The sequence below is a fragment of the Streptomyces sp. ATexAB-D23 genome, from assembly GCF_000373645.1.
Classification (GTDB): Bacteria; Actinomycetota; Actinomycetes; order Streptomycetales; family Streptomycetaceae; genus Streptomyces; species Streptomyces castrisilvae.
On record NZ_KB892002.1, the window covers coordinates 1 to 23508 of the forward strand.

Sequence of the window (23508 nt, forward strand, 5' to 3'; positions counted from 1 at the left end):
GAGAACGGCAGGACGATCTTCTACCAGAACGAGAAGGCGTACGACGCCCCGAACCAGGACGCCATCCAGAACGGTGACATCAAGGGCTTCGCGGCCTACAAGGTCGACGACTCCGTCACCACCCACGAGGCCTGGGGGCTCGGCAGCTACTGCAACTTCACCTCCGACCCCAACATCCACCAGGACCACGGCTTCCAGGCCCCGGTCAAGCCCGGCGTGAAGTTCCACGACCTGATCGTCGTCTCCCTCGGCGGCCAGGGACAGTACAACCACGTCATCAACGACACGGGTTCGCCCACCTCGGGGACCGACACCATTCCGTCCCAGGTCGTGTCGTTCCCGTAGAGCAGCACGGCTGAAGCACAGCACAGCCGGACTTCCGAAGGCCCGGACCGCGTCCACGCGGTCCGGGCCTTCGGCTATGCGCCCGCCGTCACCGCTCTGAGCGCTGCGAGGGCCTCGTGCGTGAAGTGCCCCATACTCCGGGAACCGTCGCCGTCGATCCAGCGTTCGAACGCGACCTTGAAGACGGCGATGCCGGCCTCGGCGGCCAGGCTCGCGGCCGGTTCCGCGACGCCGCGTGCGCGCAGGGCCCCGGCAAGCGCGGCGGACAGCGAGGCGAGCTTGATCAGCTCGCGTTCCCGCAGCTCCGCGTTGGCGGAGATGATCCCCTGGCGCCGCAGCGCGAACTCGCGCCGCCCGTCGAAGGAGGCCGCGACCACGTCGAGCGCCGCCGCCACCACGTCGATCGCGGGCGCGGACGCGGGCGCGTCGCCCAGACCGGCGACCAGGAGGTCCTGGAGCGCGGCCGACCCGCCGAACAGCACCTCACGCTTGTCGGCGTAGTGCCGGAAGAACGTGCGCTCGCTGAGCCCGGCGCGCCTGGCGATCTCGGTCACGGTCGTCTGCTCGTAACCCCGCTCGCCGTAGAGCTCCATGGCGGCCTGTTCCAGCCTGCCGCGTGCGTTCGGCTCCCATCGACCCATACGGCCGAGTGTATGGGACGGCAGTGACTGTCATCGGGGAGTACGCTGATGACAGTCGCTGACATCGGAAGTCCGGCCCTCGTCCTCCCGACCGGCCCGGACCGCCGGTATGTCGGCCTGTTCCAGGAGGTTTCCCATGCGTGTGTTCATCACCGGAGCGTCCGGCTGGATCGGTTCCGCCGTCGTTCCCGAGCTCATCGAAGCGGGCCACCGGGTCGTGGGGCTCGCCCGTTCCGACGCCTCGGCCGAGACGCTCGCCGCCGCGGGGGCCGAGGTGCGGCGCGGGTCGCTGGACGACCTCGGCGTTCTGCGCGAGGCGTCCGCCGACGCGGACGGCGTCATCCATCTCGCCTTCAAGCACGACATCGCGTTCTCCGGCGACTTCCAGGGCGCCACGGACGCGGACCGCCGGGCCATCGACACCTTCGGCGACGCGCTCGCCGGCTCCGGCAAGCCGTTCGTCATCGCGTCCGGTCTCCTCGGACTCGCCCCGGGCCGTTTGGCGACCGAGCGGGACGGGCAGAGCCCCGACCCGCAGGCGCCGTCCGGGGGCCCCGGCGGCCGGCAGGACAACGCCAGGGCGACCCTCGCGCTCGCCTCACGCGATGTCCGCTCGTCCGTCGTCCGGCTGCCCCCGACGGTCCACGGCGACGGGGACAACGGCTTCATGGCGGCCCTGATCGGCATCGCCCGCGAGAAGGGCGTGGCCGGTTACGTCGGCGACGGCTCCAACCGCTGGCCGGCCGTGCACCGCTCGGACGCGGCCCACCTGTTCCGGCTGGCCCTGGAGAACGCCGGCGCCGGCTCGACGCTGCACGCCGCGGCCGAGGAGGGCGTCCCGCTGCGGGCCGTCGCCGAGGTCTTCGGGCGCCACCTCGGCGTCCCCACGGCCTCGGTCCCGCCCGAGGAGGCGGCCGGTCACTTCGCCTGGCTGGGCGGCCTCGTGGGGATCGACGGCCCCTCGTCCTCCGCGCTGACCCGCGAGGCGCTGGGGTGGCAGCCGACCGGCCCGGGGCTCCTCGAAGACCTCGGCCGGGGGCACTACTTCGCCTGACCACCGACGGAACCGGCCGCTGCCGCCCCTGCGGAGGGGCGGTAGCGGCCGGCGATGTGCGCCGCTTGCCGGGATCAGCCGTGCAGGGCCAGTGCGCTCTTCGCCGGGACGGTCGCGGTCAGCGTGCCGTCGTCACCGACCTGAACCGTGTTTCCGTCACAGGCGTCCGGGGAAGCCTGCGCCACATTGCAGTACGTGCCCGCCGGGAGCGAGGTGGAGAACGTCTCGGTCAGCTCGCCTTCCCCGTTGTTGATGGCCACGAACCCCTTGTCGCCCCGGCCGAAGGCGATCGCCGACGAACCGTTGTCCCACCAGTCCGTCAGCTCCGCGCCCTCGGTGGCGTTGTGGAAGCCGACCATGCCGGTGATCGCGGTCTGCGCGTGCGTGCAGGTCCAGCCGTCGCTCCCGCAGGCCGCCGCGCCGCCGTTCGGCGGGCCGGCGTCCTTGTCCGACCACTCGTAGCCGGAGAAGACGTTCGGCGAGCCGTAGGGCGAGGCCAGCATGAAGACGTTGGCCAGGGTGTAGGCCGCGCCGTCCTTGTAGGTCAGCGTGGAACCGTTGCGCTCGGTGTCCCAGTTGTCGACGAACGTACGGGCGCTCGCGCTCGCCAGCTTGCCGTCGGCCACGCCCTGGAGCCCGCTGATGCCGCCGCCCTGGAAGGCGCTCTTGAGGTGGCCGCCGTAGCGGAACTCGTCCACGTCGCCCACGCCCGTGTACTCCTCGGGCTGGACCGCCTCGCCGCCACCGTGGATGACCTCGCCGACCCAGTAGCCCGGGTCGTCCATCTTGCCCTTGATCGCGGCGATGTCGTCGGCGGCCATGTGCTTGGCGGCGTCGATGCGGAAGCCGTCGACGCCCAGGCTCCGCAGGTCGGAGAGGTAGGCGGCGATCGTCGTACGGACGGCGTCGCTGCCGGTGTCCAGGTCGGCCAGGCCGACCAGTTCGCAGTTCTGGACGTCGTCGCGGTCGCCGTAGTCGCTGATGTCCTTGCGGCAGCCGTGGAAGTCCTGGTCCTGGAAGTACCCGGGATAGTCGTACTTCGTGTACGCGGTGCCGCCGGTCCCGGTGCCGGAACCGGACGACATGTGGTTGATGACCGCGTCGGCGACCACCTTCACCCCGGCCGAGTGACAGCTCTCCACCATCGAGGCGAAGGAGTCACGGTCGCCGAGCCGCCCGGCGATCTTGTAGCTGACCGGCTGGTACGAGGTCCACCACTGGTCGCCCTGGATGTGCTCGGAGGCGGGCGAGACCTCCACGTACCCGTAGCCTGCCGGGCCCAGGGAATCCGTACAGGCCTGGGCCACCGCGTCGTACTTCCACTCGAACAGGGTGGCGGTGACGGTCTTCTCGCCCGGCGGGGTGGCCTGGGAGGGCCAGGCGGTGAGCGCGGTGGCCCCGGCGGCTGCGAGCAGCCCGGCCAGCGTCACGCGGAGGGCGCGGGAACTCAATTGCGGCTCCTTCGGTCGCGGGTACGGAAATGGGGTCCGTACCCTGCGGGGGCGGCCACGCGCCTGGCCACCGTGGGGGGAGTTCGGAGCCTGCCGCGATGGCCGTGAGCACGTCAAGAGATGGCGCAAGAAATTCCAGCATGTTTCTGAAATGTTTTGCCGGGCAGGCGAGTTGGCGATACGGGTGCGGTGTCTTCCGCATCGTCACTGGTCACGGCGGTGCACCGCGAGCACCGTCACCGCTCCCGCCACCAGTGCCCACAGGACGTAGACGGTCCACGCACCCGTCTCCGACCACGGAAAGAGCCCGGGCCCGGCCGGCGGGAACGCCACCTCCGTCAGCCGCTCCCACCCGCTGACGGGCAGCGCGTGCCGGAGCACCGCCGTCAGGTGGCGCCGGTCGCTGAGGATCACGAGGCGGGGCTGGTCTCCCCCGGCCGGTGAGCGCGCCGGAGGCCGGCCCCGGCGCGGACCGCCGCGCGGGCTCTACAGCCAGCCCTTCTCGCGGGCCATCCGGACGGCCTCCGCGCGGTTGCGGGCCGCCATCTTCTGGATCGCCATGGAGAGGTAGTTGCGGACCGTGCCCTGGGAGAGGTGGAGCGCGGCGGCGATCTCCGCGTTGGTCGAGCCGTCCGCCGCGATGCGCAGCACCTCGCGCTCCCGCTCGGTCAGCGGACTCGCCCCGTCGGCGAGGGCGGCGGCGGCCAGGGTGGGGTCGATGACGCGTTCCCCGGCGAGCACCTTGCGTACCGCTGCGGCGAGCTGGGCCGCGGGAGCGTCCTTCACCAGGAAGGCGTCCGCGCCGGACTCCATCGCCCGGCGCAGATAGCCGGGCCTGCCGAACGTGGTGACGACGACGACCTTGACGTCCGGGAGGGCGTCGCGCAGCTGGGCCGTGGCCTCGATGCCGGTCATGCCGGGCATCTCGATGTCCAGGAGGGCCACGTCGACGCCGTGTTCCCGGGCCGCCGCGAGGACCTCGTCGCCGCGGGCGACCTGGGCGACCACCTCGATGTCGGGTTCCAGCCCGAGGAGCGCCGCGAGGGCCTCGCGCACCATGGACTGGTCCTCAGCGAGGAGGAGTCTGATCATGCTCATTCCGCGGATCCTAGGCCGGATTCGAACGGAACACTGAGGACCATGGTGAAGCCTTTGCCCGAGCGGGGGTGGGTGGGCCGGGTGGTGAGGGTGCCGTCGACGGTGGCGAGGCGTTCGGCGAGACCGGTGAGGCCGTTGCCGGGCCGGGTGCCGCCGGCGCCGCGGCCGTCGTCGGCGACGGTGAGTTCGAGGACCCGGCCGCCGAGCGTCTGTCGGGGGGCGACGGTGACCGTGCAGCGGTGCGCGCCGCTGTGGCGTACGACGTTGGTGACGGCTTCCCGCAGCCCCCAGGCGAGCACCTCCTCCGGCTCCTCGGGCAGGCCTTCGGGGACGTCGGTGGGGATGTCCGCGGTGACTCCGGCCGCGGCCAGCGCGGTCCGGGCCCCGGCCAGTTCGCCGGGGAGGGTGGGCCTGCGGTAGCCGGTGACGGCGCTGCGTACGTCCACCAGCGCCTGGCGGCTGACCTGTTCGATGTCGGCGACCTGTGCGGCGGCCTGCTCCGGCCGGCCGGGGAGCATCCGCCCGGCCAGTTCGCTCTTGAGGGTGATCAGGGAGAGGGAGTGGCCGAGCAGGTCGTGCAGGTCGCGGGCGAGGCGGAGGCGTTCCTCGTTGGCGGCGAGCTGGGCGACGGTCGCGCGGGCCTCGCGCAGATCGATCGTGGTGCGGATCATCTGCCGGATGCCGGCCATCGCGAAGCCGCCGAGCAGCGCCGGGAAGGCCAGCGCGCTGATGACCTCCCTGGGGTGGCCGCCGGCCGCGCCGATGCCGATCAGGACGGCGGTCACGAGCGGGATCAGCCAGCGGGCGGCCGCCAGGGGCAGGGTGGCCCCGACGGAGACCGAGACGTAGACGAACAGCACCAGCCAGGGGGTGCCCAGCGTCAGGGACAGCACGACGGCCAGGGCGCCGAGGAAGGCGAGCGCGGAACGGACCCGCAGGGGGTCGAGCGCCTTCGAGGTGTGGCGGTAGACCAGGAGCAGATAACTGCCGACGAACACCAGCAGGCCGAGCGTGCCCAGCGCCGTCGCCCACGCGGTGTGGTGGGCGTCCACGAGGTCCTTCACCGGGGCGCTCATGAAGGCGAGCCAGATCCCGATCCACAGGGCCTTGAGCCGCATCTGCTTGCGCCGCTCCGGCGGACTGCCGATACCCACCGGTGTCTCGTCCTCGTTCACGCTTTCAAGGTGTCCTTCCGGTAGAGCCAGGCCGCGCCGCCCGCGAAGAGCAGGAAGTAGACACAGAGGACGGCGATGTCCCTGGCGTGCGGCGCGCCGCCCATTTCGACGGCCTGGCCGAGTGCAGCGTACGCGTGTGTGGGAAGCCACTCGGAGATGTTCTGGAGCCACTGCGGGAAGGTGGCGCTCGGCATCCACAGGCCGCCGAGGATCGAGAGGCCGAAGTAGATGATCATCGTGACCGGGCGGACCGCGTCCCCGCTGGTGAGGTAGCCGATGGCGACGCCGAGCGCGGCGAAGACGAGCGAGCCGGCCCAGATGACGCCGGTCAGCGCGAGCCACTGCCACAGGTCGAAGCGGACGTGTTTGGCCGCCGCCGCGACGAGGAAGACGACGACGATGCAGGGCAGCGTCACCATGGCGGCGCTCGCGATCTTCGCCAGGACGTAGCCGCGGCCGGGCAGCGCGGTCAGCCTCAGCTGGCGCACCCAGCCCTTCTCGCGCTCCTTCGCGATGCGTTCGCTGTTGCCCATCAGGACGGCGGTCAGCGCGCCGAAGGAGGCCATGGAGACCATGAAGAAGGCCTGGAGCGTCAGATCGGTGCCCGGCACCGTGTCGGTGGTGTTCTGGGTGCCGGAGATCAGCAGGTAGATCACCGACGGGTAGATGACCGAGAAGAACATGAACTTCTTGTTCCGCAGGGTGCGGGTCACTTCCAGCCTGATGAGCGTGTTCATACGGTCCTGGCCTCCTCGGCCTCGGTGATGGCGACGAAGGCCTGCTCCAGGCCGAGTCCGGCGACTTCCAGCTCGCGCGGGTAGAGGCCGAGTCCGTAGACGGCGTGCACGGTCGCGTCCGCGTTGTGCGACTGGATGCGCACCCGCCGGCCGCTGATGTCGAGCGTGGCGAGGAACGGCAGTGCGCGCAGGGCCGTTTCGTCGACCGCGCCCTCCAGTTCGAAGGAGATCCGGCGGGCCCCCGCCTTCGCCTTGATCTCGGCGGCGGTGCCGTCGGCGAGGAGGCGGCCCTTGTGCAGGACCAGGACGCGGTCGGCGATCGCGTCGGCCTCTTCGAGGTAGTGGGTGGCGAACAGGACGGTACGGCCCTGCTCGGCCTGCTCGCGCATGGTGGCCCAGAACGCCTGGCGGGCGGTCACATCCATGCCGGTGGTCGGTTCGTCGAGCACGATCAGGTCGTTGGCGCCCGCGGTGGCGAGGGCGAACCGTACGCGCTGTTCCTGGCCGCCGGAGAGCTTGTTGACCATACGGCCGGCGATCGACGCGACGCCGGCTCGGGCCAGCACCTCGCTCACCGGGTAGGGGTGCGGGTGCAGATCGCAGACCAGCCGGACCAGTTCCTCGACGGTGACGTCCTCCATCAGGCCGCCGCTCTGGAGCATGGCGCCGACCCGGCCTGCCGCGATGGCCTCCTGCGGGGACGTGCCGAAGAGGCGGACGCTGCCGGAGTCCGCGGTGCGCAGGCCGAGGAGGAGGTCGAGGGTGGAGGACTTCCCGGCGCCGTTGGGGCCCAGCAGCGCGACGGTTTCGCCGGGGTGCAGGTCGAGGGTGAGTCCGTCGACGGCGCGTACGTCTCCGTAGGCCTTGGTGACCTGGTCGAAGCTGACCACGGCGGTCCTCGCCGCGGTCGTTTCGGTGGCTGTCGTTGTCATGCGTCCAGCCTGGCGGACCGGGGGGTGCGCCCGGCAGGGTCACGGGTCGTGGATACGGGATGACAGATGTCATGGCTCACGGATGACGGGCGGGCGGACCGGCCCCGGAACGCCGCCGCCCCCGGCCGGAGGTCCGGCCGGGGGCGGTGACAGGTGGTGCGGGGCGGGTCAGCCCTTGCCGTCGAGGTCGATGGTGACGGTCCGCTCGGCCTCGGTCTTGCCGAGCAGCGCGCCCTTCATGGCGGTGGCCACGTCGTCCGCGCCGAGCTGGTGCTTCTTGCCGTCGCTCTTGGTGATCATGACGCCGTCGAAGACGCCCCCGCAGAGCCGTTCGATGGCCTTCTTGTCGTAGAAGTCGACGAGCTTGCCGTCGACCGCCTTCATCGACAGGATCTGCGGCAGCGACTTGGCCGGGCCGAACGGGATCTGCCTCCCGCCCGCCTTGATGACGACCAGGCCGGACATCGCGGGCTCGGCGAACTCCTTCATCGCCCGGTCCAGTTCGGCCTGGGTGATGGTGGGCTGCTTGGTGACGACGGGCAGCTCGACGGTGTTCGTGCGGCCGGTCTCGACCTGGGCGCGGTAGGCGTCCCGGACGGAGACGACCGACTTGTTCACGTCGAGCGCCTGGCCGGCCTTGCCGGGTACGGCGACGGCCTTGCCGGGCTCGAACTTGATCGTCCCGTCCTGCGCGGTGCCCGAGACACCGGCCAGGTCCTGGAGCGCGACGGCGAGCTTCTCCTGGTCCACCGGGAACACCGGCTCCACGGTCCGCTCGCCGCCGAAGAGCGAACCGATGACGGAGACCGGGTTGTAGTCGGCGCCCGCGGCGGAGCGCACCGTCGCCTGGCTGTCCAGGGCGAGCCCGGCCTTGTCCGGCGCGAGCTGCGTCTCCTTGCCGTCGACGCTCAGCCGGAGCGGGGCCGCGGCGCGCTTGGCGAGCGCGGCGTCCAGCTTCTCGACGCCCTGCTCCTTCGTGCCGCCGCCGATGTCGACACCGAGCACGGTGGTGCCCTTGGGCACGTCCGAGTGGTTCATCAGCAGCCCGGCGCCGTACGCGACACCCAGCAGACAGACGGCCGCCACGGCGAGCAGCACCAGCTTGGAGCGGCCCTTCTTGGCGGGGGCCTCCTGCTTCGGGGCGGTCCGGGCCGCCGGGGCCTCCTGCTTCGGGGCGAAGCCGTCCTGTCCGGCGGGTCCGGTGCCCATCGGGTCGGCCGGGGCCCCGGCACCGTCGCCGCCCGGGAACGGCGAGGGGTTGTGCCGGTCGCCGGGCACGACGGGGATGCCGCTGTTCAGCGTGTCGCCCGAGACGTTGCCGCCGGGGGGCTGCGCGAACTGCGGGGTCAGCACCGCCGTGTCGTCGGACATCCGCGGCGGCACGGTTCCGGGGCCGCCAGGGCCACCGGGACCCTGCGCGCCGGGGCCGCCAGGACCACCGGAGCCGCCAGGACCACCGGGGCCGCCGGGACCCTGCGCGCCGGGGCCCGGCGGGAACGGCCCGGGGCCGTCGAGGTTCGGGGTGAGCGCCGAACTGCCGGCGGCCGGGCCCGTGGTGGGACCGGACGGGCCGGGGGTGCGGACCCCGAGGTTCGGCGTGGGGCGCGGGCCGTCGCCGGGCGCACCCGGGCCGGCCTGGACATCGCGCTGCGGGCCGTCCGAGAAGTACGGCAGGTCGGTGCGCGGGCCCGAGGGCGGGGTCACCCGGCCCGGCAGCCGGCCGCCCGGCCGAGCACCGGGGCCACCAGGACCGGTGGGGGCACCGGGGCCGCCCTGGCCCGTCGGGGCACCGGAACCACCGGACGGGCCGGGACCACCGGAAGCGCCGGGGCCACCGGGCATGCCGGGACCACCGGCACCGGGGCCGCCGGAAGCGCCCGGTCCGCCGGGAGCGTCCGGGCCGCCCGGGGTGCCGGGGCCGGTGGCGGGGAAACCCGCGCCGTCCGTGCCGCCGGACTGCCCGTCCGTGGACGGCTTGGCGCCCGCCGGCGCCTTGCGCGGGGCGAACCAGTCGCTGCCGCTCTTCTCCCTGGCCGGCTTCTCGGGCGCGGGTTCGGCCGCCGGGGCGGACTCCTCGCGGGCCTGGGGCGCCGATGGCTGGGGCGTCTGCCGGGCGCCGCCCTGTGCCGGGGCACCCGGGCGCGAGGTCTCGCCGGTCCGCTCGCCGCCGCCCTCGGCGTCGCTCATGGGCGTACGCATGACAACCGGCGGGATGGGCCGCGACCCGGGGATGTTGATCCGGATACGCGTCGTCAGGGTCGTCTCGGTCTTCGGCTCTTCGGACCGTCCGGGATCAGTGGATTCCGGGGTCTCCTCCGGGGCGTCCTGCGACGGGTGCGGCGACGGATACTGGCGGGATCCGTACGGCGGCGTACCCGAGGGGTACGCGGCTCCTCCGCGACCCTGGGGCCCGGAGGACGAACTGTCAGTTTCACGACTCAAAGCAGGTTCTCCCGATTGGCTCCGCCGCCCGTACTTCCCCCGTGCCGCAGCTCGGGCGCGCGAACCACCTTACTGGCCGCCGCCGACAGACACCCCGCGACCGGGGGAAACGACGGCGCACCCCCCGGACGGACAGGAGGCATTACGGGATCGGACGTGGCACATTACTTGGCAGGTCGGCCGCAGTCGGCCCGCTACCGGGGTGTGCGCGGCAAGGTGGCACAGATCACAGCGATGGCCATTCCGCCCAGCATGAAGAGGGCGAGGCCCAGCGCGTCACCGAAGACGTAGTCCCCTTCGGGCCGTCCACCGAGCAGAAAAATGACCGAAATCAGCCAGCCCGCGGCCGGCACCATGGCGCCCGCCTGGGTGCCGGTCAGGGTGCGCCCACCGAAGAAGAGACCGGCCGCCGCCGCCAGGGCGAGGACCAGTCCGCCGGGGAACCAGGCGGGTTGGACCAGCGCCCCGGCGATGCCGACGAGGATGCCGACGACCAGGAGACCGAACAGGGCGGCGATCCTGCCGAGGTTGAGAGGAGCGGCCATACCGGTGGCCGGAATGTCCCGCTTCGGCGCTTCCGTCCGACCGGCTCGCGCCCTGCTGCTGCCGCTCATCGTCCGGCTCCCGTCACACCCGCGAAGAGATCGTGTTCGAGTTCGGCCGTCAGAGCGCCCGCCGGGCCCGGTTCACCCGTGACCAACTCGTAGTACTCGACGGTGAAGAGGGGCTGGCCCAGGTCGTTCGAGAGAGCGAAGTAGGGCTCCTGGACGGCGATCTGGGTGGCGTGCGCCCGCATCGCGGCGGCCTTCGCCCCCTCGTACCCGGCGCCGTCGACGAGGGTGGTGACGAAGGCGTCGTCCACCACACCCGGCACGTCCTCGATCGCGGCGATCCCCCCGAACGCGTCGGGGGCGTCCGCCCGCAGAGCCGCGAACGCCTTCTCGGCGACCGAGCGGGGCACCCGGTTCCAGTAGACCTTGGCGACGGTGTGCGGGGCGGAGCCGGGGCGGTAGGCGGTGTCGGCAGCCAGTTCCGCGGCGCGGGTGGCGACCCGGTGGGCCTGGATGTGGTCGGGGTGGCCGTAGCCCCCGTCCGGGTCGTACGTCACCAGGACCTGGGGGCGCACCTCGCGGATCACGTCCACGAGGTGTCCGGCGGCCTCGTCCAGGTCGGCCGCCCAGAAGGCGCCGGGGCGGTGGTTCTGCTCGGTGCCCATCATCCCGGAGTCCCGGTAGCGGCCGGGACCGCCGAGGAAGCGGTGGTCGGTGACGCCCAGCGCCCTCATCGCCGCCGCGAGTTCGCCGCGGCGGTGGGGGCCGAGGGTGTCGTCCCGGTCCGCCGCGAGATGGGCGAGCGCGGGCGGGATGACCTCGCCCTCCTCGCCGAGTGTGCAGGTCACCAGCGTGACCAGGGCGCCTTCGGCCGCGTACCTGGCCATGGTGGCGCCGTTGTTGATCGACTCGTCGTCCGGGTGCGCGTGCACCAGGAGCAGCCGCCGGGCGGGAAGGTCCGTCATGGGGACCACCCTACGAGCCGGCGGCTCCGCCGGCCGAAGGCGGCCGGGGGCGGGGCGGTGGCGTCAGAACTTGATGCCCCCGATCATGCCGGCCACATTCGTGGTCAGCTCGGAGATGGTGGGCGCGATGGACGAACTGGCGAGATAGAAACCGAGCAGCGCGCAGACGACCGCATGTCCCCCCTTCAGTCCGGATTTCCGGATCAGCAGGAAGACGATGATCGCCAGCAGCACCACCGCCGAAATCGAGAGCGCCACGGCGGTTCACCTCCATCTGTACGGTCGGGACGGGCAGCACGCATGGAGCCAGCAGGTTCATACCCACCGAGCGCTACGGATCATAACTATCCGTGGCAACGCATTGATCGGGGCACAGCAGCACGAGGGGCGCACGGACGGGAGCGGCCGATAGGTTCGGCGCATGACTTCGCCAGAGATCAGCTTCCCGCTCCAGTTCGCCCGGACGATGAGATTCACCCTCGGGGCACCTCGCGCGTTCACGGTTTCACCCGACGGTGGACGCGTGGTCTATCTCCGCTCGGGTTCCGGCACGGATCGCTCGAACCGGCTCTGGGTGCTGGACCTGACCGGGGGCGCGGCCCCGCGCGAGCGGCTGGTGGCCGATCCCGCGGCGCTGCTGGGCGGTTCGACGGAGCGCCTGTCGGCCCAGGAGCGCGCCCGCCGGGAGCGCAGCCGCGAGGGGTCGTCGGGGATCGTGGGCTACGCGGTGGACGGGGCCGCCGAGTTGGCCGCGTTCGCCCTCTCGGGGAAGGTGTACGTCGCCGATCTGGTCTCCGGTACGGCGCGCGCGCTGCCCGTGCCGGGTCCGGTGATCGACCCGCGCCCCTCCCCGGACGGGCGACACGTCGCGTATGTGTCCAAGGGGGCGCTGCGCGTCGTGAGTGCCTCCGGCGAGGAGGACAGGACGCTCGCGGAGCCGGATGACGCCCATGTCACGTACGGGCTGGCGGAATTCGTCGCGGCCGAGGAGATGGGGCGCTCACGGGGCTTCTGGTGGTCGCCGGAGTCGGACCGGCTGCTCGTCGCCCGGGTCGACGACAGCCCGGTGCGGCGGTGGTGGATCGCCGACCCCGCGCACCCCGACCGCCGGCCCGCCGAGGTCGCCTACCCGGCGGCCGGCACGCCCAACGCGGTGGTGGGGCTCCATGTGATGGGCCTGGACGGCAAGCGCACCGAAGTGGTCTGGGACCGGGCCCGGTTCCCGTACCTGGCACGGGTGCACTGGTCGTCGCACGGGGCGCCGCTGCTGCTCGTGCAGGCCCGGGACCAGCAGAGCCAGCTGTGCCTCGCGGTGGACCCGGAGACCGGGGCGACCCGGACGGTGCACGCGGACGAGGACCCGGTGTGGCTGGAGCTGTTCCCCGGGGTGCCCGCGTGGGCGCCGGACGGGCGGCTGGTGCGGATCGCGGACGAGGGCGGGGCCCGGGTCCTGGCGGTGGGCGACCGGCCGCTGACCGGGGCGCAGCTGCACATCCAGTCGGTGCTGGACATCGGGGAATCGGACGTTCTGGTGGCGGCGTCGGCGGGCGAGGCGGCGGCCGCGCCGGAGACCGGCGAGAGCCATGTGTACCGGGTCAACGAGCTGGGTGTCGAGCGGGTCTCCGAGGGCGTGGGCGTGCACACGGCGGTCCGCTCCGGCCGGGTGACGGTGCTGGTCTCGGCGTCGCCGGAGCGGCCGGGGGCGGTGGCGCGGGTGCTGCGCGACGGCACGGAGATCGCGACGGTCGCGAGTCACGCGGAGCGCCCGGTCCTCGCCGCCCGGCCGGTTCTCACCGAAGGGGGCGCACGGCGGATTCCGTGCGCCGTGCTGCTCCCCACCGGGTACTCGGAATCGGATGGTCCGCTTCCGGTTCTGATGGACCCGTACGGCGGGCCGCACGGCCGGCGGGTCCTCGCCGCCCACAATCCGCACCTGACCTCGCAGTGGTTCGCCGACCAGGGCTTCGCCGTGGTCGTCGCGGACGGCCGGGGCACCCCGGGCCGCTCACCGGCCTGGGAGAAGGCGGTCAAGGACAACCTGGCACTCACCCTGGACGACCAGGTGGAGGCCCTCCAGGGGCTCGCCGGGCGCTTCCCGCTGGACCTGGGCCGGGTGGGCATCCGGGGCTGGTCCTACGGCGGCTTCCTGGCCGGCATGGCGGTGCTGCGGCGCCCCGACGTCTTCCACGCGGCGGTCGTCGGCGCCCCGGTGACGGACCTGCGGCTCTACGACACGCACTACACCGAGCGCTACCTCGGCGACCCGGCGAAGCAGCCGGAGGTGTACACGGACAACTCGCTGCTCGGCGACGAGGGGCTGTCGCACGCCGCCGAGCAGGTCCGGCCGATGATGATCGTCCACGGCCTGGCGGACGACAACGTGGTCGTCGCCCACACCCTGCGGCTGTCCTCGGCACTGCTCGCCGCCGGCCGGCCGCACGAGGTGCTGCCGCTGAGCGGGGTGACGCACATGACCCCGCAGGAGAAGGTCGCCGAGAACCTGCTGCTGCTCCAGGTGGACTTCCTGAAGCGGTCGTTGGGGCTCTGAGCCGCTACCAGCCGGGCGGCGGCTGCGAGGGCGGCGGGGGCGGGCCGAAGCCGCCGCCGCCCTGCGGGTAGCCGTAGCCGGGGGCCGGCCCCTGCCCGGGGTACGGGGGCTCCGCCGGTCCGGGCCGGGGCTCCGGCCCCCACCCCGTCCCGCCGTACCAGGGGTCCTCGCCCGGCCCCTGCCCGCCCGGCACGTCGGCCAGGCCCCGCGGGGCGAGGGTGATCAGCACGACCACGGCGGCGAACGCCTGGAAGATCCAGCTGGCCAGCGTGAGCTGCGTCTCGACCGGCAGCGAGCCGAAGTCGTCGAGCATGTCGTAGTGCGCGATCCGGACCACGCCCATCACCCCGCCGGGCAGCAGCAGCGCACCGGCCACCAGACCGAACGGACGGGCGTGCCGGGCCCGTGCCACGGCGCTGATCCCCGCGTACACGCACAGCAGGGCCAGCACGGCGTCGGCCCAGCCCGGCGGCGGTCCGGTCAGCTGGTGCCCCATCAGGTCACTGCCGACGTACCAGTCGGGGAAGATGTCCGGAGTCCGCACGACCTGGCGGACCTCCCAGGCGATCTGCACCGCCCCGGCCGCGCACAGCACCAGGAACGCCACCACCGCCGCACCCGGCCCCGGCCTGGCCGGCGGCTGCTCGTACGAGCCGGCCGGGGGCCTGCGCCCCGCCCCGGCCGTGATGATCATCGCGGCGCCCGCCGCGAGGGCCACGAACGCGGAGATCAGCGCCCGAGAGCGCAGATCGTCGGAGTACGAGATCTCCATCCGGCCGTTGTCGATGGTCCAGAGCCCGGGAAGCCGGACGCCGATCGTGACCACCCCGGCGACGACGAGGGCGGGGGCGGCGACCGCGGTGCGCAGCGCCGCCACGGCGACGGCCACGTACAGCACGAACAGGACGACGTCCATGGCCGAGGTCGCGGGCACGGCGTGCGGGCGGGCATCGTAGAACCCCATCCAGTAGCGCCACAGCTGGCCGAATTCCGCCGCCCTGGCGTCCCGTACCAGCCAGCTCGCGACGATCACCGCGAGCACGCCGGAGAGGACGGCACCGGTGACTCTTGCTCCGCGGGTAAGTATCACCCTCGCGATACTTCCGTGCGCCGGGTCCGCCGACAAGAGGGCCTGCCCCGGTGGCCGGTACGGCGACCGGCCGGGGGCGTGACACCCACCGGCCGGTCCACGGCACCCGCACGGCCGTACGACGTCCATGGTGCCGGGTCCGTATATCGGGCGAGTTGCCCGCGTGTTAACGCCCGGTCAGCTCACCCGGCTGCTTCCGGAGGCCGGCGGCGGGCCTTCATCGGGCCCGCTGGGCGCCTCCGGGGCCGGAGCCCCGGAGACCGGAGCGCCGGGCGCTGCCGGGGCGTCCCGGCCCCGCCCGTCGTCGCCCCGCACGGTCTCCTGCACCGGCTCCAGCGTGCCCTCCGGCGGCACCACCCGCTTCTCCTCCGCGAAGTGGCAGGCCGAGTCGTGCCGGGCCGGGCTGTCCGCGTCCCGGAAGGCGGCCGGGACGGCGAGCAGCGGTACCTCCAGTTCGCACCGCTCCTGCGCCTTCCAGCAGCGGGTGCGGAAACGGCAGCCGGACGGCGGGTTGGCCGGGGACGGCACGTCGCCGTGCAGGATGATCCGCTCCCGGTACTCGCGCGCCGCGGGGTCCGGCACCGGCACGGCGGAGAGCAGGGCCTGTGTGTAGGGGTGCGTGGGGTGGTCGTAGATCTCCGCGTCCGTGCCGATCTCGATGAAGCGGCCGAGGTACATGACGCCGACCCGGTCGGAGATGTGCCGCACGATGGACAGGTCGTGGGCGATGAAGACGTAGCTCAGGTTGAACTCCGCCTGGAGCCGGTCCAGCAGGTTGACGACCTGGGCCTGGACGGAGACGTCGAGGGCGGAGACCGGTTCGTCGGCCACGATGATCTCCGGGTTGAGCGCGAGGCCGCGGGCGATGCCGATGCGCTGGCGCTGACCGCCGGAGAACTGGTGCGGGTAGCGGTTGATGTACTCCGGGTTCAGGCCCACCACGTCCAGCAGGTCCTGCACCTTGCGCCGCCGGTCGCCCTTCGGGGCCACCTCGGGGTGGATCTCGTACGGCTCCCCGATGATGTCCCCGACGGTCATCCGCGGGTTGAGCGAGGTGTACGGGTCCTGGAAGACCATCTGGATGTTGCGGCGCACGGCCTTCAGCGCGCGGCCGGACAGCTTGGTGACGTCCTCGCCCTTGTACCGGATGGAGCCGGCCGTCGGCTGTTCCAGGTGCACCAGCAGCCGGGCGACCGTCGACTTGCCGCAGCCGGACTCCCCCACCACGCCGAGCGTCTCGCCGGCCCCGAGGTCGAAGGAGACCCCGTCGACCGCCTTGACGGCACCGACCTGCTTCTTGATCACGATGCCCTGGGTCAGCGGGTAGTGCTTGACGAGGTCGCGCACCTCAAGGATCGGTTCGCGGCCCGCGTACGCGCTCTGCTGCCGCGATTTGGCCAGGAGGTCGCGCGCCGTCTCGCCCTCCTGGCGCGCGACCCTGCGCCCCGAGTGGTCAGCGTGCATCGAGCGTCTCCTTCCAGAAGTGGCAGGCGCTCTGTCGGTGCTCGGCCACGTCGTACAGCGGCGGCACGTCGGTGCGGCAGACGTCCTGGGCCATCGGGCAGCGCGGGTTGAAGGCGCAGCCGGGCGGGATGTGCAGCAGGTTCGGGGGCAGGCCCTTGATCGCGTAGAGCTCCTGGCCCTTCTGGTCCAGGCGCGGGATCGAGGCCAGCAGACCCTTGGTGTACGGGTGCGCGGGTGCCTTGTAGATGTCGTGCACGGGCGAGGTCTCGACGATCCGGCCCGCGTACATCACGGCGATCTTGTCGGCGACGTCGGCGACGACCCCGAGGTCGTGGGTGATGAGGATCAGGCCCATGTTCAGTTCGCGCTGGAGCTCCGCGAGGAGGTCCATGACCTGGGCCTGGACGGTGACGTCGAGGGCGGTGGTGGGTTCGTCGGCGATGATCAGGGAGGGTTCCAGGGCCAGCGCCATGGCGATCATGATGCGCTGGCGCATGCCGCCGGAGAACTGGTGCGGGTAGTTGCCCACCCGCTCCTTGGCGGCCGGGATGCGTACCCGGTCCATCAGCTCGACCGCCTTGGCCTTCGCCTCCTTGCGGGACATCCCGCGGTGCACGACGTACATCTCGCCGAGCTGCTCACCCACGGTCAGGACCGGGTTCAGGGAGGACAGCGCGTCCTGGAAGATCATGGCCATCTCCTGGCCGCGGATCTTCCGGCGCTCCTCCCTCTTCATCTTCAGCAGGTCGCGGTCCTTGAAGAGGATCTCGCCGCCGCTGATCTTCCCCGGGGGCATGTCGAGGATGCCCATGACCGCCTGCGCGGTGACCGACTTGCCGGAGCCCGATTCGCCGAGCACGGCGAGCGTCTCGCCCTCGGCCACCGAGTAGTTGACCCCGTTGACGGCCCTGACGATCCCGTCCCGGGTGTGGAACTCCACGTGCAGATCGCGCACTTCGAGCAACATGGCAGCGGACTCCTCAGCGCAGCTTGGGGTCGAGGGCGTCGCGCACCGCGTCGCCGAGCATGATGAAGGCGAGCACCGTGACGGCCAGGGCTCCCGCGGGCCACAGGAGCATGTGCGGGGCGTTGCGGATGTACTGGGAAGCGGCGGAGATGTCGATGCCCCAGGAGACGGCGGGCGGCTTCAGGCCGACGCCGAGGAACGACAGGGTGGCTTCCAGGGAGATGTACGTGCCGAGCGCGATGGTCGCGACGACGATGACCGGGGCGACGGCGTTCGGCGCGATGTGGCGCAGCATCATGCGCCCGTTGGACGCTCCCAGGGCCCGTGCGGCCTGGACGTAGTCGTTGTGCTTGGCGGTGATGACGGAGCCGCGGGCGATGCGGGCGATCTGCGGCCAGCCGAGGAGCACGATGAAGCCGATCACCGGCCAGACGGTGGAGCTGGTCACCACGGAGAGGAAGACCAGGCCGCCGAGGACGACGGGGATGCCGAAGAACACGTCGGTGAGGCGGGAGAGGATCGCGTCCCACCAGCCGCCGAAGAAGCCCGCGAGGCCGCCGAGGACGCTGCCGATGAGGGAGACGCCGAGGGTCGAGCAGATGCCGACCGTCACGGAGTTGCGGGCGCCGTAGACGACGCGGGTGTAGACGTCGCAGCCCTGGCCGTCGTAGCCGAAGGGGTGGCCGGGCTGGGAGCTCTCCTGGGCCTTGCCGAGGTCGCAGTCGAGCGGGTCGCCGGAGGCGATGAGCTGCGGCCAGATGGAGATGACGACCAGGAACAGGATGATCAGCGCGGAGATGATGAAGACGGGGTTGCGGCGCAGGTCGCGCCAGGCGTCGGACCACAGGCTCTGCGGCTTGGAGTCGGGGCCCGTTCCGTCCGGGCCGCCGGGGGCCCGCTCCAGGCTGTCGCCCTCCGCGAGCGCGAGGTCCGTCGGTCCGCCGGCTCCGGCCGCCGAGATCGCCTCGTCCGGTGTCTGCTCAGGCATAGCGGATCCTCGGGTCGAGTACGGCGTAGAGCAGGTCCACGATCAGGTTGGCGGCCAGGAAGACGAGGACCAGGACGGTGACGAAGCCGACGACGGTCTGCGAGTTCTGGCGCAGGATGCCCTGGTAGAGCTGGTAGCCGACGCCGTGGATGTTGAAGATCCGCTCGGTGACGATCGCCCCGCCCATCAGGGCGCCCACGTCCGTACCGATGAAGGTGACGACGGGGATCAGCGAGTTGCGCAGCAGGTGCCGGATGATCACGCGGCGCCTGGGCAGCCCCTTGGCGGTGGCGGTACGGACGTAGTCGGCGCGGGTGTTCTCGGCGATCGAGGTCCGGGTGAGCCGGGTGACGTACGCCAGGGAGACGGAGGCGACCACGAGGCCCGGGATGATCAGCTCGTCGAGCGGGGCGTCGGTGGAGACGGACGGTTTGATGACGCCCCACTGGACGCCGAGCAGCAGCTGGAGCAGCAGACCGGTGACGAAGGTCGGGATCGAGATGACGATCAGCGTCAGGATCAGCACGGTGGTGTCGACGGGGCGTCCGCGGCGCAGTCCGGTGACGACGCCGAGGGTGATGCCGATGACGATCTCGAAGACGATCGCGACGAGGGTGAGGCGGATGGTGATGGGGAAGGCGGTGCCCATCAGCTCGGTGACCTTCTGCCCGTTGAACGCGGTGCCGAAGTCTCCGGTGAAGACGTTGCCCATGTAGGTGAGGTATTGCTGCCAGACCGGCTTGTCGAGGCCGAATTCCGAGCGGAGTTGGGCGGCGGTCGCCGGGTCGCACTGGCGGTCGCCGCAGAGACCCGCGATGGGGTCACCCATCACGTTCACCATGAGGAAGATCAACAGCGTGGTGCCGAAGAAGACCGGGATCATCTGCAGCAGCCGCCGGATCACATAACGTCCCATGAAGGGCTCCGGAGGTCGCGGGGACGGAGGCTGAGGTGTCGTGCGGGGACGGGGAGGCCGGGCGGCCGGTGCGTCGCCGCACAGGTCACCCGGCCGGGGTCCGCTACTTGACCTTGATCTGCTCGTACACCGGGACGCTGAACTGGTTCAGCGAGACGTTGGTGACGTTCTCCGAGTAGCCGGCGCTGCCGTTCTGGTACCAGAGCGGGATGACCGGCATCTGCTGGACCATGACCTTCTCGGCGTCCTGGAAGGTGGAGACGGCCTTGGCCTTGTCGGATTCGGCGTTGGCCTTGTTGACGAGGTCGTCGAACTGCTTGTTGCTCCACTTGCCGTCGTTGGACGAGGCGTTGCTGTAGTACACCGGCTGGAGGAAGTTCTGGATGAGCGGGTAGTCCATCTGCCAGCCCGCGCGCCAGGCGCCGGTCAGCTTCTGCTGGGAGACCTGGCTGCGGAAGTCGGCGAAGGTGCCGACGGGGGCGCCGACGCAGGCCCGGTTGTTGCCCATGACCTTGTTGATGCTGTTGCAGACGGCGTCGACCCATTCCTTGTGGGAGCCGGTGTCCGCGTTGTACGAGATCTTGAGCTGGCCGCCGGGGATGCCGCCGCCGTCCTCGATCATCTTCTTGGCCTCGGCGGCGTCGTACGTGCACTCCTTGCCGCAGAGGCCCTTCTTGAAGCCGCCCTCCTCGCCGAGGACCGGGGAGGTCCAGTCGGAGGCGGGGGTGCGGGTCTTCTGGAAGATCTGGCTGGTGATCTGGTCGCGGTTGATCGCCATCGACAGGCCCTGGCGGACCTTGATGCCGCCGGGGGTGTCCCACTTCTTGTCGTAGAAGGGGAACGCCAGGGTTTGGATGATGCCGGCCGGGGTGTTGATGTAGCGGTCGCCGAGGTCCGCCTTGACGTTCTTGAGCTGGGAGGCGGGCACGTCGTCCACGAGGTCGAGGTTGCCTGCCGTCAGGTCGGTGTAGGCGGTGTTGTTGTCGGTGTAGACCTTGAGGTCGATGCCGCCGTTCTCCGCCTTGTCGTCCCCGGGGTAGTCGTCCCACTTGCGCAGGCTCATCGAGGAGCCCTTGGTGTACTTGTCGATGGTGTACGGGCCGTTGCCGATCGGCTTGGAGACCCAGGCGGCGTGGTCGGTGTAGAAGGCCTTGGGGAGCGGGGCGAAGGCCGGGTAGCCGAGGGTGTCGGGCCACAGCGAGAACTTCTGCGTCAGCTTGACGGTGAAGGTCTTGTCGTCCACCTGCTTGAGGCCGGAGAGCTTGGTGGCACTGGCCTTGCCGGTCTCGGGGTGGACCTTGTCGTAGCCGTCGATGTAGCCGAAGAAGTAGGCGTTCTTCTGGTTGTTCTTCAGCAGGGCGCCGTAGTTCCAGGCGTCCACGAAGGACTTGGCGGTGATCTTCTCGCCGTTGCTGAAGGTCCAGCCGTCCTTCACGGTGATGGTGAAGTTCTGGTTGTCCTTGGTCTCGATCTTCTCGGCGAGCATGTTCGTGGCCTCGCCGGTCTTCGGGTCGTACTTCTTCAGACCCCGGAAGATCATGTCCAGCACCTTGCCGCCCTGCACCTCGTTGGTGTTGGCCGGCTCCAGCGGGTTCTGCGGGTCACCCCAGGACGAGCTCACGATCCCGTCGGCGCCACCTCCACCACCGCCGCCGCTGTCGCCCCCGCCGCAGGCCGTCGCCGCCAGGGCGACGGCCGCCGCACATGCGGCCCACTTGACGTGTGTGGCTCCGCGCATGGAGTGCCTCCTCGTAGTGCTCCGTCTCACGTGAGGTCAAATATCACCGCATACGGGACCTTGTGCATGTTCGCACCCGCCATCCGTGGGTATCCCCGGGGGTCGGCTCGCACCGCGTGACGTGTATCCGACAAGGCGGTCGGGGCAAAAAGGCGCCCCGGAACCGATCGGTTCCGGGGCGCCTTCGCTCGCGCGCGGCTTACGAGGCCGCGTGCACCACGTCCTTCTCCTCCGCGAAGTGGCACGCCGACTCGTGGGCGGCCGGCGTCTTCGAGGCCTTGAAGCGCTCGGGGACGGCCAGCAGCGGCACGTCGGTGGCGCACTTGTCCTGGGCCTTCCAGCAGCGGGTGCGGAAACGGCAGCCCGACGGCGGGTTGGCCGGGGAGGGGACGTCACCGGAGAGGATGATCCGCTCGCGGCCCTCGCGGGCCTCCGGGTCGGGCACCGGGACCGCCGACAGCAGCGCCTGGGTGTAGGGGTGCGTCGGGTGGTCGTAGATCGCGGTGTCCGTACCGATCTCGGCCATCTTGCCGAGGTACATGACGCCGACCCGGTCCGAGATGTGCCGGACGATGGACAGGTCGTGCGCGATGAAGAGGTAGGAGAGGTTGAACTCGTCCTGGAGCTTCTCCATCAGGTTGATGACCTGCGCCTGCACCGACACGTCGAGCGCGGAGACCGGCTCGTCGCAGATGATGATCTCCGGGTTGAGCGCGAGGCCGCGGGCGATGCCGATGCGCTGGCGCTGACCGCCGGAGAACTGGTGCGGGTAGCGGTTGATGTACTCCGGGTTCAGGCCCACCACGTCCAGCAGGTCCTGGACCCTGCGCCGCCGGTCGCCCTTGGGGGCCACCTCGGGGTGGATCTCGTACGTCTCGCCGATGATGTCGCCCACCGTCATACGGGGGTTGAGCGAGGTGTACGGGTCCTGGAAGACCATCTGGATGTTGCGGCGCACGGCCTTCAGCGCGCGGCCGGACAGCTTGGTGATGTCCTGGCCCTTGTAGAAGACCTCGCCCGCGGTCGCCCGCTCCAGCGTCATCAGGAGCTTGGCGACGGTGGACTTGCCACAGCCGGACTCGCCCACGATGCCCAGCGTCTCGCCCGCGTACAGGTCGAACGAGATGCCGTCCACGGCCTTGACCGCGCCGACCTGCTTCTTGAACAGGATGCCCTGGGTCAGCGGGAAGTGCTTGACCAGGTTGCGCACCTGGAGGATCGGCTCCCCCTGCGACACGGGCGCGTCGATGGCGGCTACGGCCTCCGCCTCGGTGGCCGCGTCGACGGTCTCGACGTCGGAGACGTTGGGGGTGGCGTCCACCGGCTTCTTCTCGATGTCAGCCATGGATCGTCTCCTTCCAGAAGTGACAGGCGCTGCGACGGCCGGCCAGCTCGGTGCCGTCCTGCTCGGTCACCGGGTGCAGGGCCGGGATGTCCGAACGGCAGATGTCCTGAGCCATGGTGCAGCGCGGGTTGAAGGCACAGCCCGACGGCACGTGCAGCAGGTTGGGCGGCAGGCCCTTGATCGCGAAGAGCTCCTGGCCCTTCTGGTCCAGGCGCGGGATCGAGGCCAGCAGACCCTTGGTGTACGGGTGCGCGGGGCGCTTGTAGATCTCGTGCACCGGGGCGGTCTCGACGATCCGGCCCGCGTACATCACCGCGATCTTGTCGGCGACGTCCGCGACGACCCCGAGGTCGTGCGTGATCAGGATCAGGCCCATGTTGTACTCGCGCTGGAGCTCCGCGAGCAGGTCCATGACCTGGGCCTGGACGGTCACGTCGAGCGCGGTGGTCGGCTCGTCCGCGATGATCAGGTCCGGCTCCAGGGCCAGCGCCATGGCGATCATGATGCGCTGGCGCATACCGCCGGAGAACTGGTGGGGGTAGTCCGAGATCCGGGCCGCGGCGGCCGGGATCTTCACCTGGTCCATCAGCTCGATGGCCTTGACGCGGGCTTCCTTCTTGGACAGGCCCTGGTGGACCCGGAACATCTCGCCGAGCTGGTAGCCGACGGTGAGGACCGGGTTCAGCGAGGACAGCGCGTCCTGGAAGATCATGGCGATCTTCTGACCGCGGATCTGCCGGCGCTCCTCGTAGGACATCTTGAGCATGTCCTGGCCGCGGAAGAGGATCTCGCCCTGCGGGATCTTGCCGGGCGGCATGTCGAGGATGCCCATGATGGCCTGCGCCGTCACGGACTTGCCGGAGCCGGACTCACCGAGGACGGCGAGGGTCTCGCCGGCGTCCACGCTGTAGTTGACACCGTTGACCGCCTTGGCCACACCGTCGCGGGTGTGGAACTCCACGTGCAGGTCACGGACTTCGAGCAGGGGACCGACGTGGTCGTCACCCCGGCGTGCGGACGGGACTTCGGCGGTCTTGTTGATGGTGGCCACGTTCGCCCTC

General features: G+C 71.1%; 21 protein-coding genes and 1 pseudogene. 3 read left to right on the plus strand and 19 right to left on the minus strand.

The window, feature by feature from the left end:
* Window positions 1-345, plus strand: a pseudogene (locus B082_RS35435) (coagulation factor 5/8 type domain-containing protein); the annotation flags it as partial.
* Between the two features lie 74 nt (window positions 346-419).
* Here the strand turns inward: B082_RS35435 and B082_RS0102400 are convergent.
* Window positions 420-986: a TetR/AcrR family transcriptional regulator gene (locus tag B082_RS0102400; RefSeq protein WP_026249349.1), complete on the minus strand. Its 567-nt coding sequence runs from the start codon at window positions 984-986 to the stop codon at window positions 420-422.
* Between the two features lie 136 nt (window positions 987-1122).
* Here B082_RS0102400 and B082_RS0102405 point away from each other — a divergent pair, with 136 nt between their 5' ends.
* Entirely contained in the window at window positions 1123-2040 is a 918-nt protein-coding gene (locus B082_RS0102405) for an SDR family oxidoreductase (RefSeq protein WP_018550222.1), read from the plus strand.
* 74 nt (window positions 2041-2114) lie between these two features.
* On the opposite strand, the gene B082_RS0102410 is transcribed toward B082_RS0102405, so the two are convergent.
* The 10 genes from B082_RS0102410 to B082_RS0102455 form a co-directional block, all read right to left on the minus strand.
* A complete protein-coding gene (locus B082_RS0102410) occupies window positions 2115-3491 on the minus strand; it encodes an alpha-amylase (protein ID WP_037709291.1) in 1377 nt (458 codons plus the stop codon).
* A 204-nt stretch (window positions 3492-3695) separates the two neighbouring features.
* Entirely contained in the window at window positions 3696-3905 is a 210-nt protein-coding gene (locus B082_RS0102415) for a hypothetical protein (protein ID WP_018550224.1), read from the minus strand.
* 72 nt (window positions 3906-3977) lie between these two features.
* Entirely contained in the window at window positions 3978-4589 is a 612-nt protein-coding gene (locus tag B082_RS0102420; protein WP_018550225.1) for a response regulator transcription factor, read from the minus strand.
* Complete coding sequence (locus B082_RS0102425; protein WP_018550226.1) at window positions 4586-5764, minus strand: sensor histidine kinase; 1179 nt, start codon at window positions 5762-5764, stop codon at window positions 4586-4588. Before B082_RS0102425 ends, B082_RS0102420 begins: the two co-directional genes overlap by 4 nt.
* Complete coding sequence (locus tag B082_RS0102430; RefSeq protein WP_018550227.1) at window positions 5761-6501, minus strand: ABC transporter permease; 741 nt, start codon at window positions 6499-6501, stop codon at window positions 5761-5763. The genes B082_RS0102425 and B082_RS0102430 overlap by 4 nt, the downstream gene beginning before the upstream one ends.
* Window positions 6498-7433 carry an ABC transporter ATP-binding protein gene (locus tag B082_RS0102435; RefSeq protein WP_026249350.1) on the minus strand — a complete coding sequence of 312 codons (936 nt, stop codon included), beginning with the start codon at window positions 7431-7433 and terminating at the stop codon, window positions 6498-6500. The genes B082_RS0102430 and B082_RS0102435 overlap by 4 nt, the downstream gene beginning before the upstream one ends.
* Before the next feature lie 168 nt (window positions 7434-7601).
* Entirely contained in the window at window positions 7602-9875 is a 2274-nt protein-coding gene (locus B082_RS0102440) for a hypothetical protein (protein WP_199783747.1), read from the minus strand.
* Window positions 9876-10069: 194 nt separating this feature from the next.
* A complete protein-coding gene (locus B082_RS0102445; protein ID WP_026249351.1) occupies window positions 10070-10489 on the minus strand; it encodes a DUF6113 family protein in 420 nt (139 codons plus the stop codon).
* Window positions 10486-11391: an N-acetyl-1-D-myo-inositol-2-amino-2-deoxy-alpha-D-glucopyranoside deacetylase gene (gene mshB, locus B082_RS0102450; RefSeq protein ID WP_018550231.1), complete on the minus strand. Its 906-nt coding sequence runs from the start codon at window positions 11389-11391 to the stop codon at window positions 10486-10488. The genes B082_RS0102445 and mshB overlap by 4 nt, the downstream gene beginning before the upstream one ends.
* Before the next feature lie 63 nt (window positions 11392-11454).
* Window positions 11455-11649 carry a hypothetical protein gene (locus tag B082_RS0102455; protein WP_018100847.1) on the minus strand — a complete coding sequence of 65 codons (195 nt, stop codon included), beginning with the start codon at window positions 11647-11649 and terminating at the stop codon, window positions 11455-11457.
* A 163-nt stretch (window positions 11650-11812) separates the two neighbouring features.
* On the opposite strand from B082_RS0102455, the gene B082_RS0102460 reads away from it, so the two are divergent.
* Window positions 11813-13939: a prolyl oligopeptidase family serine peptidase gene (locus B082_RS0102460; protein ID WP_078622469.1), complete on the plus strand. Its 2127-nt coding sequence runs from the start codon at window positions 11813-11815 to the stop codon at window positions 13937-13939.
* 4 nt (window positions 13940-13943) lie between these two features.
* On the opposite strand, the gene B082_RS0102465 is transcribed toward B082_RS0102460, so the two are convergent.
* The 8 genes from B082_RS0102465 to B082_RS0102500 form a co-directional block, all read right to left on the minus strand.
* On the minus strand, window positions 13944-15029 hold the full coding sequence (locus B082_RS0102465; RefSeq protein WP_026249352.1) for a hypothetical protein: 1086 nt from the start codon (window positions 15027-15029) through the stop codon (window positions 13944-13946).
* A 177-nt stretch (window positions 15030-15206) separates the two neighbouring features.
* Complete coding sequence (locus tag B082_RS0102470) at window positions 15207-16493, minus strand: ABC transporter ATP-binding protein (protein ID WP_018550234.1); 1287 nt, start codon at window positions 16491-16493, stop codon at window positions 15207-15209.
* Window positions 16483-17460, minus strand: a complete 978-nt coding sequence (locus tag B082_RS0102475; protein ID WP_018550235.1) for an ABC transporter ATP-binding protein — start codon at window positions 17458-17460, stop codon at window positions 16483-16485. Before B082_RS0102475 ends, B082_RS0102470 begins: the two co-directional genes overlap by 11 nt.
* A gap of 13 nt (window positions 17461-17473) precedes the next feature.
* Window positions 17474-18448: an ABC transporter permease gene (locus B082_RS0102480; RefSeq protein WP_018550236.1), complete on the minus strand. Its 975-nt coding sequence runs from the start codon at window positions 18446-18448 to the stop codon at window positions 17474-17476.
* Entirely contained in the window at window positions 18441-19364 is a 924-nt protein-coding gene (locus B082_RS0102485) for an ABC transporter permease (RefSeq protein WP_018550237.1), read from the minus strand. The genes B082_RS0102480 and B082_RS0102485 overlap by 8 nt, the downstream gene beginning before the upstream one ends.
* 103 nt (window positions 19365-19467) lie before the next feature.
* Window positions 19468-21102 carry a peptide ABC transporter substrate-binding protein gene (locus B082_RS0102490; RefSeq protein ID WP_018550238.1) on the minus strand — a complete coding sequence of 545 codons (1635 nt, stop codon included), beginning with the start codon at window positions 21100-21102 and terminating at the stop codon, window positions 19468-19470.
* Between the two features lie 199 nt (window positions 21103-21301).
* On the minus strand, window positions 21302-22447 hold the full coding sequence (locus B082_RS0102495; RefSeq protein ID WP_018550239.1) for an ABC transporter ATP-binding protein: 1146 nt from the start codon (window positions 22445-22447) through the stop codon (window positions 21302-21304).
* Window positions 22440-23498 (minus strand): ABC transporter ATP-binding protein, encoded by a 1059-nt coding sequence (locus B082_RS0102500; RefSeq protein ID WP_018550240.1) that lies wholly within the window; start codon window positions 23496-23498, stop codon window positions 22440-22442. The genes B082_RS0102495 and B082_RS0102500 overlap by 8 nt, the downstream gene beginning before the upstream one ends.
* Between the last annotated feature and the right edge of the window lie 10 nt (window positions 23499-23508).

Excerpts from the sequence above, each read along its gene's own strand:
- B082_RS0102400 (WP_026249349.1), bottom strand. The coding sequence starts at position 986 with ATGGGTCGATGGGAGCCGAACGCACGCGGCAGGCTGGAACAGGCCGCC.
- B082_RS0102490 (WP_018550238.1), bottom strand. The coding sequence starts at position 21,102 with ATGCGCGGAGCCACACACGTCAAGTGGGCCGCATGTGCGGCGGCCGTC.
- B082_RS0102495 (WP_018550239.1), bottom strand. The coding sequence starts at position 22,447 with ATGGCTGACATCGAGAAGAAGCCGGTGGACGCCACCCCCAACGTCTCC.
- B082_RS0102470 (WP_018550234.1), bottom strand. The coding sequence starts at position 16,493 with ATGCACGCTGACCACTCGGGGCGCAGGGTCGCGCGCCAGGAGGGCGAG.
- mshB (WP_018550231.1), bottom strand. The coding sequence starts at position 11,391 with ATGACGGACCTTCCCGCCCGGCGGCTGCTCCTGGTGCACGCGCACCCG.
- B082_RS0102475 (WP_018550235.1), bottom strand. The coding sequence starts at position 17,460 with ATGTTGCTCGAAGTGCGCGATCTGCACGTGGAGTTCCACACCCGGGAC.
- B082_RS0102460 (WP_078622469.1), top strand. The coding sequence starts at position 11,813 with ATGACTTCGCCAGAGATCAGCTTCCCGCTCCAGTTCGCCCGGACGATG.
- B082_RS0102485 (WP_018550237.1), bottom strand. The coding sequence starts at position 19,364 with ATGGGACGTTATGTGATCCGGCGGCTGCTGCAGATGATCCCGGTCTTC.
- B082_RS0102405 (WP_018550222.1), top strand. The coding sequence starts at position 1,123 with ATGCGTGTGTTCATCACCGGAGCGTCCGGCTGGATCGGTTCCGCCGTC.
- B082_RS0102480 (WP_018550236.1), bottom strand. The coding sequence starts at position 18,448 with ATGCCTGAGCAGACACCGGACGAGGCGATCTCGGCGGCCGGAGCCGGC.
- B082_RS0102430 (WP_018550227.1), bottom strand. The coding sequence starts at position 6,501 with ATGAACACGCTCATCAGGCTGGAAGTGACCCGCACCCTGCGGAACAAG.
- B082_RS0102435 (WP_026249350.1), bottom strand. The coding sequence starts at position 7,433 with ATGACAACGACAGCCACCGAAACGACCGCGGCGAGGACCGCCGTGGTC.
- B082_RS0102420 (WP_018550225.1), bottom strand. The coding sequence starts at position 4,589 with ATGAGCATGATCAGACTCCTCCTCGCTGAGGACCAGTCCATGGTGCGC.
- B082_RS0102445 (WP_026249351.1), bottom strand. The coding sequence starts at position 10,489 with ATGAGCGGCAGCAGCAGGGCGCGAGCCGGTCGGACGGAAGCGCCGAAG.